The organism is Aliiglaciecola sp. 2_MG-2023, assembly GCF_030548145.1.
GTDB lineage: Bacteria > Pseudomonadota > Gammaproteobacteria > Enterobacterales > Alteromonadaceae > Aliiglaciecola > Aliiglaciecola lipolytica_A.
Genome location: NZ_JAUORY010000002.1, coordinates 202,158 through 216,486 on the forward strand (window position 1 = coordinate 202,158; position 14,329 = coordinate 216,486).

Annotated in this window: 12 protein-coding genes and 1 pseudogene; 7 read left to right on the forward strand and 6 right to left on the reverse strand. The window is 39.8% G+C overall.

Annotated features, from left to right (window positions below; translation table 11 throughout):
- Position 1: 1 nt before the first annotated feature.
- The 3 genes from secB to Q4567_RS02900 are packed head-to-tail and all read right to left on the reverse strand — an operon-like array spanning position 2 to position 1,232.
- The gene (secB, locus tag Q4567_RS02890) at positions 2–505 is read right to left on the reverse strand and encodes a protein-export chaperone SecB (protein ID WP_216048798.1); all 504 of its coding nucleotides are present in this window, start codon (positions 503–505) and stop codon (positions 2–4) included.
- Between the two features lie 25 nt (positions 506–530).
- A complete protein-coding gene (gene grxC / locus Q4567_RS02895; protein WP_216048797.1) occupies positions 531–788 on the reverse strand; it encodes a glutaredoxin 3 in 258 nt (85 codons plus the stop codon).
- Between the two features lie 18 nt (positions 789–806).
- Complete coding sequence (locus Q4567_RS02900; RefSeq protein ID WP_216048796.1) at positions 807–1,232, reverse strand: rhodanese-like domain-containing protein; 426 nt, start codon at positions 1,230–1,232, stop codon at positions 807–809.
- 251 nt (positions 1,233–1,483) lie between these two features.
- Here Q4567_RS02900 and gpmI point away from each other — a divergent pair, with 251 nt between their 5' ends.
- The 6 genes and pseudogenes from gpmI to Q4567_RS02930 all read left to right on the forward strand — a co-directional run bounded on the left by gpmI (position 1,484) and on the right by Q4567_RS02930 (position 9,224).
- Positions 1,484–3,019 carry a 2,3-bisphosphoglycerate-independent phosphoglycerate mutase gene (gpmI, locus tag Q4567_RS02905; protein ID WP_216048795.1) on the forward strand — a complete coding sequence of 512 codons (1,536 nt, stop codon included), beginning with the start codon at positions 1,484–1,486 and terminating at the stop codon, positions 3,017–3,019.
- A gap of 87 nt (positions 3,020–3,106) precedes the next feature.
- Positions 3,107–4,177: a murein hydrolase activator EnvC gene (locus Q4567_RS02910; RefSeq protein ID WP_252729243.1), complete on the forward strand. Its 1,071-nt coding sequence runs from the start codon at positions 3,107–3,109 to the stop codon at positions 4,175–4,177.
- Positions 4,178–4,253: 76 nt separating this feature from the next.
- Positions 4,254–5,009, forward strand: a complete 756-nt coding sequence (locus Q4567_RS02915; protein ID WP_216048793.1) for a divergent polysaccharide deacetylase family protein — start codon at positions 4,254–4,256, stop codon at positions 5,007–5,009.
- Between the two features lie 26 nt (positions 5,010–5,035).
- Positions 5,036–5,209: pseudogene (locus tag Q4567_RS02920) on the forward strand (DUF808 family protein); the annotation flags it as partial.
- A 479-nt stretch (positions 5,210–5,688) separates the two neighbouring features.
- On the forward strand, positions 5,689–7,482 hold the full coding sequence (locus Q4567_RS02925; RefSeq protein WP_303499267.1) for an ATP-dependent endonuclease: 1,794 nt from the start codon (positions 5,689–5,691) through the stop codon (positions 7,480–7,482).
- A complete protein-coding gene (locus tag Q4567_RS02930) occupies positions 7,482–9,224 on the forward strand; it encodes an ATP-dependent helicase (protein WP_303499268.1) in 1,743 nt (580 codons plus the stop codon). Before Q4567_RS02925 ends, Q4567_RS02930 begins: the two co-directional genes overlap by 1 nt.
- A gap of 81 nt (positions 9,225–9,305) precedes the next feature.
- Here Q4567_RS02930 and Q4567_RS02935 read toward each other — a convergent pair whose 3' ends face one another.
- Both Q4567_RS02935 and Q4567_RS02940 read right to left on the reverse strand, forming a co-directional pair.
- Positions 9,306–10,256 carry a DUF808 domain-containing protein gene (locus Q4567_RS02935; RefSeq protein ID WP_303499422.1) on the reverse strand — a complete coding sequence of 317 codons (951 nt, stop codon included), beginning with the start codon at positions 10,254–10,256 and terminating at the stop codon, positions 9,306–9,308.
- Between the two features lie 11 nt (positions 10,257–10,267).
- Positions 10,268–11,791, reverse strand: coding sequence for an Eco57I restriction-modification methylase domain-containing protein (locus tag Q4567_RS02940; RefSeq protein WP_303499270.1), 1,524 nt, complete (start codon positions 11,789–11,791; stop codon positions 10,268–10,270).
- A 125-nt stretch (positions 11,792–11,916) separates the two neighbouring features.
- On the opposite strand from Q4567_RS02940, the gene Q4567_RS02945 reads away from it, so the two are divergent.
- Positions 11,917–12,879: a BsuBI/PstI family type II restriction endonuclease gene (locus Q4567_RS02945; RefSeq protein WP_303499271.1), complete on the forward strand. Its 963-nt coding sequence runs from the start codon at positions 11,917–11,919 to the stop codon at positions 12,877–12,879.
- 450 nt (positions 12,880–13,329) lie between these two features.
- On the opposite strand, the gene Q4567_RS02950 is transcribed toward Q4567_RS02945, so the two are convergent.
- Complete coding sequence (locus Q4567_RS02950) at positions 13,330–14,151, reverse strand: HD domain-containing protein (protein ID WP_303499273.1); 822 nt, start codon at positions 14,149–14,151, stop codon at positions 13,330–13,332.
- Positions 14,152–14,329: the final 178 nt, after the last annotated feature.

Consider the following 14,329-nt stretch of genomic DNA (forward strand, 5'->3'; position numbering starts at 1 on the left):
ATTAAGCATCAAGTTTTTGCGCTTGACCTTGCTGTTCTTGGGCACGCTTTTGCATGTAAGCAGCAAAGATTGCATCAAAATTAACCGGTGCAAGGTTTAATGGAGGGAAAGTACCTCGATTAACCAAATTAGAGATAGTTTCTCTTGCATAAGGGAACAAGGTATTTGGGCAGAATGAACCTAAAGTATGCGCTTTATTTGCTTCAGGCATTTCACCAATCATAAAGATACCCGCTTGCTGAACTTCACAAAGGAATGCCGTTTCTTCGCCTAAATTTGCGGTTACTGTAACCGATAAAACGACTTCATAAAGATTCGTTTCTAATTCAACTGTTTTAGTATCTAAATCCAGTTTAATTTCAGGTTTCCACTCTTTTTTGAAAATTGCAGGAGAGTTTGGTGTTTCAAACGAAATGTCTTTTGTGTAAACACGTTGAATTGCAAATTGTGCGTTTTGTTGTGGAGCTTGCTCACCGGCTTGGTTAGCTTGGATATCATCTGCCATGTTAATTTTTCCTTGGTTTACTGCGTTATACGCTAAGTAGGTTGTCTAGTTTATTTTGTGACTCTAGTGCATACATGTCGTCGCAACCACCGATATGCTTGTCATCAATAAAAATTTGTGGAACGGTATAACCGCCATTCGCTCGGGTAATCATGGTGTCACGAAGATCAGGGTTTTGATCAATTCGATATTCTTCGAATGCAACGCCTTTTTCTTCTAGTAATGCCTTTGCACGATGGCAATACGGGCAATAACCTTTGGTATATAGTTCAACTTTGCTCATTGTCAGCCTTAAATCTGTTTATTTCGCAACGGGCAAATTTGCACTCTGCCACGAATTCATTCCACCTTTTAGTACGGAAGCATGACTAAAACCAGCTTTCAATAAAGCTGTTGCTGTCTTTTTAGCTGTCATGCCCATGGCACACACTACAATAATGGGTTTGTCTTTGAATTTTTCAAGGGCGCTAAAGTCAGCGCCATTTAGTTGTTCTGTTTTAATTTGTTTTGCGCCAAGAATATGGCCTTTATTGAACTCTGCAGCCGGGCGAATATCCAACACTACAGCATCTTGTCGATTCATAAGAATCGTTGCTTCGTGGGTGCTAAGTTCTTTGACTTGAGAAAAAATCCCAGCCACATAGCTATAGATAATTAACACTACTAGTGCTACCCAACCAGCAGACAAAAAAGGATGGTTTCCAACAAACTCAATAATTTGATCCATTACTACTTCGGCCCCTTGGCGTAGAAAAAAGAGTGCAAAGTATATAGAAAATCTATACAGAAACCAGTCCTTGCATAGTGGAATCTGCAATTCAGCTATAACTTAACTGATAAATACTCTTTAAGTGATGTAGTTCACAGGATAAACTGTTGGGGATCTATCAATATGAATGTTCTCAAAACCGATTCAAAAGTCGATAGATGACTTCACTCTTATTAACAACTTTATCAAAAATTACACAGGAGCAACCTATGCCCAACGCGAAAAAGACGCTAGCACTGCTTATATTGGATGGATGGGGACATCGTGAAGATACCGATAAAAACGCCATTGCTAACGCCAATACGCCAGTTTTAGATAAGTTGGTGCAGGAATATCCCAATACGTTTATTTCCGGGTCTGGTCTTGATGTTGGATTGCCACCTGGTCAGATGGGAAACTCTGAGGTAGGGCATGTTAACTTAGGAGCCGGGCGTGTGGTGTATCAGGAATTCACACGTATTAGTAAAGCGATTGAAGATAACGAATTTGAAAGCAATAAGGTTTTGGCTGCATCTGTAGAAAATGCAGTAAATAAAGACAAAGCTGTGCACATTATGGGGCTTTTATCTCCAGGTGGCGTGCACAGTCACGAAGACCATTTATTTGCAATGGTCAAAATGGCTGTCCATAAAGGTGCTAAAAAAGTCTTTTTACATTGCTTCCTTGATGGTCGAGACACAGCACCAAAAAGTGCAAAGGAATCTTTGCAAAAAGCTGACGAGTTATTTAAAACTCTGGGTGTAGGTAAAACTGCAACTTTAATCGGTCGTTATTATGCGATGGATAGAGATGAGCGATGGGAACGGGTTCAAGCGGCTTATGATTTAATTTCTCAAGGCAAAAGTGAATACCAATATGCGTCCGCAATAGAAGCACTTGAGGCTTCTTACGAGCGTGATGAAAAAGATGAGTTTGTTAAACCTACCATTATTGGTGATGCCGTTAAGGTTGAAGACGGCGATTCACTTATCTTTATGAATTTCAGAGCGGACCGTGCAAGAGAGATAACTCGTGCTTTTGTTGAGCCAGAATTTAGCGGTTTTGAACGGGAATATTGCCCTAAAAATCTAAACTTTGTGATGTTGACTCAGTATGCGGATTCTATCGATGCCCCTTCAGCTTATCCTCCCGAACCATTGGTTAATGTGATGGGCGATTGGTTGGCGCAGCATCATAAAACGCAATTACGTATCTCCGAAACAGAAAAATATGCTCACGTTACTTTCTTTTTCAGTGGCGGTCGTGAATCTGAGTATGAAGGTGAAGAGCGTATTTTGATTCCGTCTCCAAAGGTAGCAACATACGATTTGCAGCCGGAAATGAACTCTAAGTTGCTAACCGATAAGTTGGTTGAGGCAATTGAATCGGGCAAGTACGATGCAATCATTTGTAATTATCCAAATGGCGACATGGTAGGCCACACAGGCGTATATGAAGCGGCTATAAAAGCTGTTGAAGCTGTCGATAGCTGCATTGGACGGGTAACGGAAGCATTGAAGAAAGTTGGCGGCGAGTGTCTGATTACAGCTGACCATGGAAACGCTGAACAAATGGTCAATGCTAAGACTGGACAAGCGCATACCGCTCACACTAGTGAGTTGGTGCCTTTTATTTATGTTGGTCGAGATGCCGATGTTCGCACGGGTGGAACCTTGAGTGACGTAGCACCCACTATGTTGCACCTCATGGGCATGGAGCAGCCAAAAGAAATGACCGGCAAACCCATTATGACCCTTAAAAATTGATGTTACATGTAAATTTGTACACAGTTTAAGATGATACATATTCGTGCTTTACTCCGGCTACTGTGTTTTGCAGTGGTTGGAGTTTGTTTGTCTGTTAGTGCCCAACAAACTGAAGAATTAAAAGATATTCAGGCTCAGATTAAACAAAAACAGCAGCAAATTAAAAAGCAACTTGCCGAAGCAAAACAGTTACAGCAGCAATTAAAAGCTGCTGAACTGAATATCGCGCGAACAGTAGAGAAGATCGAAAATACCCGCAACGAGTTACGCAATAATCAGCGTCAACACACAGAGCTGGTTAATCAGCAAAAATCCTTACAATCACAAGTAAAACAACAGCAACAAGCCCTAGCAAGCCAGTTAAAAAGTATGTACATGGTGGGTGAAAATGATTTCGCTAAGATGTTGTTTAATCTTGAAGATGCATCAAAAATGGAGCGGACTTTTAGTTATTATCGCTACTTAACCGAGGCGAGAAAAAAACAAATTGATGCGTTTCGCAATTTAGTGACTGAACTTCGAGAGGTTTCAGAACAACTCTTAGCCAAACAGCATGAGTTGGAAATATTAGAAAAAGAACTAACTCAGCAACAAGTGCAACTTCAGCAGCAGCAAGATTTGCGACAAATTACGTTAACCAAAATTGAAAAACAAATTGATTCTGAAGCGGCAAAAATAGAACAACTACAAATCAATGAACAGGCGCTACTTAAAGCGATTGAAGAGGCTGAGCGTAACGCTAAGCAAGGGCCTTTGAACTTAACTGGATTAGCTGGCCTTAAAGGGAAATTACTATTACCGACGCAAGGTAAAATGCGTAATATGTTCGGTCGAATTCGACAGGGACAAATTCGTTGGAAAGGAGTGTTGTTTAACGGCAATACTGGGGCTCCCGTGCGAGCAGTGCATGCAGGTAGAGTTTTGTATGCTGATTGGCTTCGGGGGTTTGGTTTGGTTACTGTATTGAGTCATGGTGATGGTTATATGAGCTTGTACGGGCATAATCAGGCGTTGTTGAAAAAGGTTGGAGACACTGTGCAAAGTGGCGAAACCATTGCGCTGGTTGGGCAAAGTGGTGGACAAAGTAGCCCTAACTTATATTTCGAAATTCGTCACAAAGGGACGCCAATTAATCCAAGCCAATGGCTTAAAAAATAATAACTCACATGACATATACTAAGAATTAATCACTATCGTGCATTATATTAAAAAACAGTTACGCAAATTAGCCTGCATGGCTCTATTATATTTCCCAATGTTCCCCTTGTTGGCTGCGGAAATTGCGTTGATTATCGATGATATGGGAAATACTAAGCGTGACGAGGCGGCTTTCAACTTGCCTAAAGAGGTGGCATTTTCAATCTTGCCCCTTACCCATTTATCCGAAAAATTTTCCCGTAAAGCGGCATTCCAAAAACGCGACGTCATGCTGCATATTCCCATGGAGTCGCTGGCCGGAAAACGATTAGGTCCAGGAGCCTTAACCGCAGATATGTCTGCTGAATCTATTCGACAAACACTCATGCAGGCGCTGGCAACTGTGCCTGATGCTATCGGAGTGAATAATCATATGGGTAGTAAACTAACGCAACTTAGTTTACCGATGAATGTCACAATGAAATTCTTAGCTCAGCACCACCTATTTTTCGTGGACAGTAGAACAACGCGATATAGCAAAGCGCTAAAAATCGCGCAACAAAATGGTGTGTTAAGTGCACCACGCAACGTATTTTTAGATAATGATAGTCGAGTTGAAGAAATTGATGTTCAATTTCAACGATTACTCCAACTGGCCAAACAACACGGTCACGCAGTAGGGATTGCGCATCCTTACCCGCAAACTGTGGCCTATTTGCAAAAAGCTTTGCTGTCAGTCGACAAACTGAATGTACAATTAGTTACTATCAGCGAGCTATTGCATACTCAACACCTCGCAGTGGTCCAAGACGTAAATATAAAATCGCGTCGAGTATCATCTGAACTTGAATAAACTCAAAGCAGATAAAAGGAATAACCATGGCTGCTTCTAATCTACTCGCTTTAATTGATGATATTGCCACTATTCTTGATGATGTCGCTGTGCTTTCCAAAGTGGCAGCGAAAAAAACCGCCGGTGTCTTGGGGGATGATCTTGCTTTGAACGCCGAGCAAGTTTCTGGTGTAAAAGCTGATCGGGAATTACCAGTTGTAATAATATGAAAATTCAAACGGTACACTTCAATAAAGTGTAGATAGAATGGTTCCTTTCTTTTTTTTTAAGTGTCCTATTTCAAATCAGTCATAAACATCACGTGGTACACTTTATTATCTGACTGATTGAATCCTAAACGGTCATAGTTGGAGGTAGGTGAAAATTAAATGGTACACAAAGCGACACATCTTACTGCTTGCCGCTCGTTACAATCGTATTAATTATTGAAAGCTAAATTCTCTGTATTTCTAAACTCTATCGAAGCTTGAAAGGTTATAAAAGTTAGTTTTACCAAACATTGATTATTGGATTGATAGCGAAAGCAGACAGGTAAAAATTTTTCTGATAATGTTTTGGTTCAAGTTTAGCCAGAAAGCGGGCTCACCACTGAGTTTTGGTGTGAGTGAACAGTATTAAGATGCTTTCTAATTTTCCTCAGTGTGAATGTTTACATTAGAAATTATAAAGGACTATAGATGTGTATTTAAAAAAATTTACTGTTTCAAATTTCCGGAGGTTGAAATTCACAGTATTTGAGTTCACACCAGGACTAAATATTGTGGTTGGTGCCAACAATATTGGAAAGACTGCACTTGTCGATGGTCTAAGATCTCTTTTAGCTGGGCACGAGGATCCATATCCACGTTTTACTTCAGATGATATACATCGCCCTATGGATGGTACTGAACCAAAGGGAGATATTCTATTCAAATTTGAATTCTCTGACCTTACAACTGCAGACGAGGCTGATTTTTTACCTGCTTTAATACCCGTTGGAGATATCTTTGAAGCACACCTCTCGGTTAGCTATAGTCAGGTTGATGCCGGTAGTGGCAGAATGAAGCCGAGAAGATGGTGCGGGGTTCATGACGAAATTAGCTTGAACAGCGATATGCTCGAAAATATTAGGGGCGTTTATTTACAGCCACTAAGAGATGCTTCGCAGGGATTAAAACCTGGACGAAATAGCCAGTTAGCTAGGTTGTTAAGACTCTTGGGAAGGGGGGATGGTGGTGGACGAGAAGATATTGAAAAAACACTCGTTGATTTTGATAATAAATTAAAAGCAACAACACCTATAAAGGCTACTCAAAAAGCTATTGTAAATCGCCATGAAGCTATGCTCGGCGAGAAATTAGCTCAACTACTCTCAGTCGGTATTAGTGGTACAGATTTCAATCGTCTGACCGCAAGACTTACATTGCAGGCTGATGATTTTGAGATTGATCAAAATGGTTTAGGTTTTAATAACCTAATTTATATGGCTGTTGTACTTAGCGAAATGGTAAAAGACCAGACCCCAGCCTATAGAGGCTTAATCGTTGAAGAGCCAGAGGCTCACCTACATCCTCAATTACAGTCGGTCTTGCTAGATTATTTAAAGGGAATACATGCCGAAAAGGGAGAACAAAATGTTCAAGTTTTTGTTACAAGTCACTCTCCCAATTTTGCAAGTATCGCGGACCTCGATTCTACAATTTGTCTCGTAGATTCAGAAAAAAAAGTTGATGCCTTTTTTCCTCGTGATATCAAGTTTGACCCTGATGCGAAGAAACAGCTGAAAATTCGACAAAAACTTGAGCGTTACTTGGATGTTACTCGTGCTGAGATTTTCTTTGCCCGTCGGATCATATTTGTCGAAGGTGCGGCTGAATTGATGCTTATCAGTGTCTTGTCAAACAAAATGGGGGTTAAATATAACCTTCGTAGGCATGCGGTAAGTTTGATTAGTGTTGAAGGGTTAAATTTTGATTGCTTCTTGCCATTGTTCGGCGAAAGCTCGCTACCTATACCCGTGTCAGCAATTACTGACGCTGATCCATTTGACGAAATTGATGAGGAGGGGAAGAAAAAAAATATAGCCAGATATCCCGATTTAGGCGATAGGTCCAATATCTCATCCAATACTAAGAGTCTGGTCAAGCGTGAAGATGAGTTAGTTAAAGTGTTTTATGGCGTAAAAACGCTAGAGTATGATTTGGCACTTCATGAAGAGAATAGAATTGTTATGCTTTCGGCGCTTTCAGAAATTCATCCTCAGATAGCAGCGGATCTTAAAATTAAGGTAGATAAAGAGCGTTCAAATAAGGATAAGGCTAAAGCTCTCTTTTGCGGAATGTTCGAACGAGGGCAAGGCAAAACAAACATACAAAAAGGCCGATACGGCCAAGTGCTTGCTCAATCGATTGAAGAGCACACAGGTAATTTTGTAGTCCCGGATTATTTATACAACGCTATAAAGCATGTGTGCGAATATAAAAGGATTTTATAGTGGCAAATTTATCCAAGAAACAGCAACAAATAGTAGATGCGCCGCTAGAAGCTATGGCTGTAGTGGCTTGCGCAGGAAGCGGAAAAACAAAAACTGCCGTAAGTCGATTAGCTAAAATACGTAAAGAGCAAGATCAATCCAGGTCGCATGTTGCTTTATTATCATTTTCAAACGTTGCGGTAGATACATTCAAACAATCATATACGGAAAGTACGTTTCACGATTCTGGTGGGCTTGCTTCTTCTCGTTTGACTATTGATACATTTGACGGCTTTATCACTAGTCATATTCTTCGGCCGCATGCCCATAGGTCTATGAGATGTAGTAGAGTACCTTTCTTGCTATCTGGTACGGAGCCGTTTCTTAACAGCGATAAATATAAGTACTGGTATTCACCAACCCCTGGTAACAACAGACCTGTTGTAGGCACCTCTATCGACAAAATTTGCGTAGGTTTAGCAGGCAATGAATTTGAATTTAGTTATCGGCAAAATAATACACTGCATCTAACAAATAATGGCATGAAAGTAACTAAGGCTCTCGGAAAGATAGGTGCTTATACTCATGAGTTGGGGAAGTTTTGGGTTCTATATACCTTGCTCGATCAGCCTGAAATATTGAGGGTGCTGGTAAAACGATACCCCTTTATTATTGTCGATGAGGCTCAGGATATTGGTCAGCTGCATCAAAGTATTCTTGAACTTCTAATTCAGGCAGGAGCAAAAGTTAGTCTTATTGGTGACCCTAATCAGGCTATTTACGAATTTGCAGGGGCAACAGGAGAGTTCATAAATCTGCATAATTTAGTCCCGACTAATCTAAGTTTTAGTTTAGACACCAATTATCGTTCTATCCCACCAATATTAAATGTGGCAAATAGTTTGGCGGGTAGAAATGATGTTGCAAACCGGTCTCAGGTTAAAGATGTGTATGGAGCATATTATTCAGTATATGATCCGAAAAACCAGCGGAAATTAGTTGATGTTTTTGTTAATACGGTGCGAAGCACGGGGTTGTCTGTAAATAATTCCGCTGTACTCTACAGGGGTAATTCTGGGATTGATAAATTACAAAATGTCCCTAAAAACCTTGGCAGCGGCATAGTTAAGTTATTAGCTCAAGCATCTTTAGAGCGTGATGCTAATAATAATTATCAAAAGTCATTTCAATTAGCTGTTCGTGCCATTGTTGGTCTATTAAAAAATACCCCTGATAATCTATTAATAATGTTGGGCAATGCTGACAGCTATCCTGAAATCAAGAGCCTCAGAAAAGATATTTGGATGTTCGTAAGGTCAAATAAAGATGGATTGCCTGCTTCAAGTTTAAAAGCTACTAGCGAATGGCATGCCCAACTAAAACCAAGAGTAATTAAACTGCTTAAAAAAGTAGAACAAGATTATGGGTATTCTCAAGTTGAAAATATTGGTAATAAACTCGCAAAAACTAAGCTGCTTGATATGCCTTTACTTCCTAGTCAGGGTTTAAATAGTAATCAATATTTGCCAATTAGAGTTGATACTATTCATCAAGCTAAGGGCGAGAGCTTGGATGCGGTTTTGTATATGGCGCAGAAGCCTCATATCGAAGCAATGCTTAATGGAGTGGATACTGAGGTTGGTCGAATTGGATATGTTGCAGTTACGCGAGCTAAAGACTTATTTGTACTCGGTGTGCCAAAGTCCATTGTAAAAGATTTTGCACCCAAGCTTGAATCCTTGGGATTTAAAGAGTGGGTTTAGTCTGAAATTTGCTCAAATCTAAGGTTAAATCTATTTCAGGCAGCAATAACTTTAACCTTTAATATGGTCGTTGAGTATTAACTAACTACTCTTAGTTAAGAATAGTTTGTGAACGCCAACATAAAAAACATACGCCATCAGTCCTGAGACTATTCCAACAAAACCATTCATCAAAATTCCAGTTAACGAACTGATTATATTGTTCAAACTTGGAAACACTGAAACCAGTTCAATGCTATTTTCAACAAAATGATGCAGAACTGGAATGTCGTGAGCAATAATTCCGCCCCCTACCAAAAACATTGCTGCGGTACCGACAATAGATAATAATTTCATTAAAATCGGTGCAAATCTTAATAGCATATTGCCTAGCATGCGTTTTATGCTTCTTCCACCGTCGGACACTGCTCTGCGCACCAGATAGAGACCTAAATCGTCTATCTTAACTATCATCGCGACGATTCCATAAACACCAATAGTAAATGCAATGCTCATTAACGAAAGCACTGCAATTTGAGTTGAAAAAGGTTGACTTTGAACTGTTCCGAGGATAATGACGATAATCTCTGCGCTCAAAACGAAGTCGGTTATTATTGCACCCTTAATTTTAGCTTTTTCAATCTCGACCATATTTACATTGGGATCGGCCAATGCAGCTAATTTATGTTGATGCAATTGTTTTAGCTCTTCTTTGCTCGACATAAATTTGTGCAGTAGCTTTTCTATACCTTCAAAGCACAGATATAAGCCACCTGCAATTAATAAATATGTCACCAACCAAGGTATAAAATAACTGATTAGCAATGCACTAGGTACAAGAATCAGCTTATTGAGGAGAGATCCCTTCGCCACGGCGAATACAACTGGTAATTCTCTCTCTGCTTTAACACCTGACACTTGCTCAGCGTTTAGCGCTAAGTCATCGCCCAATACACCAGCTGTTTTCTTAGCAGCGACCTTAGATAAGACAGCCACATCATCAAGCACTGTAGAGATATCGTCCAATAATGTGAGTAAGTTTGCAGCTGGAATAATTTTTCTCCCTAATTAAAATTTAGAACGTCACTAACAACTAGATCAGCATGTACTTGATTGAATTCTTCACATTGAAAATCTTTACCTATTTGTATCAATTGTTCATATGTAGGATAACGTAAAGTTCGCAAATCAGTTGCGTTAACTTGAGTGTGGCCGTTCATTTGACGAAAGTATTTGTCTACAATTGTACTATTAATAAAGACCCATAACCCTTTTGCTAAGCTTTTATCTAGTGGTTGTCCATTTGCATGGAAGTAGTTGGTCTTGTTTTCAAAAGCAACAACGTCAGCATCTGTGGTGTTTGGGTGATATATAGCCGCAATTATCCTGCGAGTTTCTTCTTTTGATGTAAGTCGCCTTGTTACAATATACGTGCCGTTCGGCACTAGTAGACTCTGCGTACTTTCGTTGAGTAACAACGCATTAGGCTTTTTTCCACCATATAATGGCCAAGTTAGTACACTGCGCCTAAGGTGTTGAGGAAATATCAAAGGTACAGAATTTTCGACAGACTCATAACTTAGGTTATCTCTAGTCCTAAAATCGACAACTTTACCTGTACTCGCTTGAATACCTAGATCAGATAATGAACAGGGTAACCCCCCTGCTTTATTAGCGATTTCACGCTCTTCAGTGTTGGTGATAATATGAATGAAGCGTTCAGAATTGTTCGGCTGAACCACTTCATCAAAATTCACTTCAAACACAGTAGGAATATGTTCTTCAGCGCAAGCACTAGAGTTTATTATAACAGTCTCCCGCTGTGGAGTGCCTTTTGTTAGGTGAAAAACAACATTCTCTTGCAGCACTTTGTCTGCTTTAAAGGCCGATTTACGACTGTTGAATACATGGATTTTATTTAACGAGCACTCGTCTAGTAATAAGCGACGAAATTCATTGAAGTACGGCCCGTTGCAAAATGAACGAGGCGTTATAGCCACCAATTCGCCACCATCAGCCAATTGTTTGATCGCAAGTGCAACAAATGCTGAATATAAATTACCGGTTTCTATATTCACGCTACTCAATAGTGCCCGTTCATTACTTTTAGCATTTATTTTCAAATAGGGAGGATTGAGAATAGCTCTGTTATATTGAGGTGTGAAGTCTGGGCTTTTAATTGCAGTGACAGAGTCTTCAATGAAATCTTTAGTAAATATGTTCGATCGAAATAGCGTAGCTTGTAAATTAGCCCTTTCTTCACATAGCGAAAGCGTTTCTTCTAAGTATGGAGTGAGTATGTCCGATATTTCATAACACGTAGAAGATATGCTGTTAACGTTATGCCGTAAGGCGTTATCCAAAAATGCAGCTGTAAGGGAGCCTACCCCGGCACCTGCATCTAAAACAGACAAATCACCAGAGTAGTCATCAAACATCGATGAGAGAAGTGCTGACACCGCAGATGTAGACATGAATTGCCCTAGCTTGCCACGAGTAGCTTTATCGAGCTTGTTGTTTGCTGTTTCTCTTATACTATCCACAATATCGTTTATAGGGAGTGTCAATTCAACGGCCGCCTCTGTCATCTGCCTTCTCTTTTTTAGTCATTACTATATGTGAGAAAATACCATAAAAACCTGCACATAATAAGGAAAAAAACCTGCACATGTTGTAGAGTAACTTAAGAATTTGAATCAATGGTGAAAACAACATGATGGAAGTGAAAATAAAACAGGCCAAGGAAATACTAAAGGCTCTGGGTTTACCTAAACAACAATATAATGATAGATCGGCTTGGGTCTTTTTATCTCTGTCCAACATCAGACCTGCCGATAATTGGAGTAGCGCTAAAGCACCGTTATTGCCCACGGTATCAATAATGGGCTTTATTCGAGAATTTTATGGAATGGATTATAAGCCAAATTCAAGAGAAACGATAAGACGCCAGACGCTTCACCAGTTCGAGCAAGCCAGCATCGTTGAAAGAAACAGGGATGACCCTCTGCGTTCGACCAATAGCAAGGATAATAACTACTCTCTAAATCAACCTATTATCGATATCCTACACGCTTACCCTGATGGTGATTGGAGGGATAAAGTTAAACAATTTCTGGTTAATTCACCATCGCTGAAAGCGAGATATCAAAAAAAAGTCCACAAAGCAAAGATACCTATAACATTGCCAAGTGGTGATGAAATAACATTATCACCTGGTGCACACAATCAGCTGCATGCAGATATAATACATGAGTTTTGCCCACGCTTTATAGGTGAGGGTGGCAGAGTATTGTACATAGGAGATACCGCCAGCAGTCGCAACGAGGGTGGTAAGTTGATGCATTTAGAAAGTGACTATCTTCTATCGTTAGGTGTATCACCTATGTCACACGACAAGTTGCCCGATGTTGTTGTTTACGATGAAAAACGCAAGTGGTTATTTTTGATTGAAGCCGTGACTAGTCACGGCCCAGTAAGCCCTAAGCGCTGGAACGAACTCGAAGAAGCACTTAAAGAATGCACTGTTGGGAAAGTCTATGTTACTGCTTTCCCACATACGAACGAGTTTAGGAAGAATGCTGCGGATATTGCATGGGAAACCGAGGTTTGGATCGCTGATAATCCAGGGCATATGATCCACTTTAATGGCGATAGGTTTTTAGGCCCCCACGAATAAAATGAAGAAGCTTATGTAGAGTAGTTTATACTACATATGATGCATAGGCATACCTAAGTTTAAAACTTTGGACTTCCATTATTTCAATTTTTAGAATTTTTATTAACAACATAATATTCTTTTAGCAGTTGCTAGCGTCGCTAAACAAAATACCTAACTCTTTTTTTGTTTATGCATTTTCTAGTTTTACAAGTTTCTAAATCACAAAAAAAAGCGTCCCTGCGGACGCTTTTGCACAAAACTAATCAGGGTCTTTGGGTATCACGCTCTTGGGCGATAACCTTACATAAGGCGACATCAACGCTCTCGATAGGAGACCTGTTTGTACGTCAACGATCCGGAGTATATAACAAACAGTGGTATAAGTTAATGTTGAGTAGTCATTCTGCTGTTTATGGATACGTAGGCGAGTTCGCTCAATTCCGCATAATTTTGAAACTTCACACATAATTAATTCTTTGCGAAACGTCGTGTTAAGTACTCTTGATAAAGCGGTTCGTTTGCGTCGCGGCATGCAAGAGCAACTAGATCAATCCACTGAAAATACTCTGCTAATCTCTGCGTAGTCCAAGCTTTCGGTACCGCAGAGGAATTTGAGCACATGTCGGCTAATTTAATCGTTTTAACTGAGCGTGGTGCCGAATTTAGTTTTTTTATAACCAGTTTACGACGCACTGATAAAGGCAATGTTTTATCGTCGCTTAGAGCGGAGACAATATTTGCAACACGACTACCGAAACTGTTTAATAACTCTGACTTAGTGACTTTCGTATCTTCAATAATATCGTGAAGGAGACCGGCAAGGACAATATCTTCGTCGCTAACATCACCAATATTAGTAAGCAAATCCATAACTTCAATCAGGTGGAAAATGTAAGGGCTGCCATCGCTTTTGCGAACTTGTTTCGAGTGCGCTCTGGCTGCTATCAACAAGGCCTTAGATAGTCTTTTAGATGCATTGCAGACTTCCATCGACAATTCATCACAATTTACGTCTATCTCAACCTCAAATAACCCAATAAAGTAACCTTCAAAATCGAATGTTACTTCATCAGTTTCATTTGCATCATGATACCGACCTACGCAAGCGCTATTGATTTTGTTGTTCTTGGTGAGCGAATTTAAATCAACTATGCGATGCAAATAACTATTCAGCGACGATGGAAGTTCACGAATATCATCAGTGCCCAATCCAGAATAGAATACTTTGTAGAATGATAAACTTTCATAAGAATAGTAAATGCCGTCGCTTAACATTTTGTTTTTTATCATGAGCCTTTCCTTAAACCGAACGAATCATTATTGAATGAAACCCTTCGGCCTCTGTTCTCTTTAATTTTATTGTATTCGATGTCTTCATTTTCAAATTCTTCCAGCTCTACCAGTTGTTTTGCGAGCACTTTTATATGTCCAATCATTATCTCAGTAAACCATTTCCTGTTGACTGAAG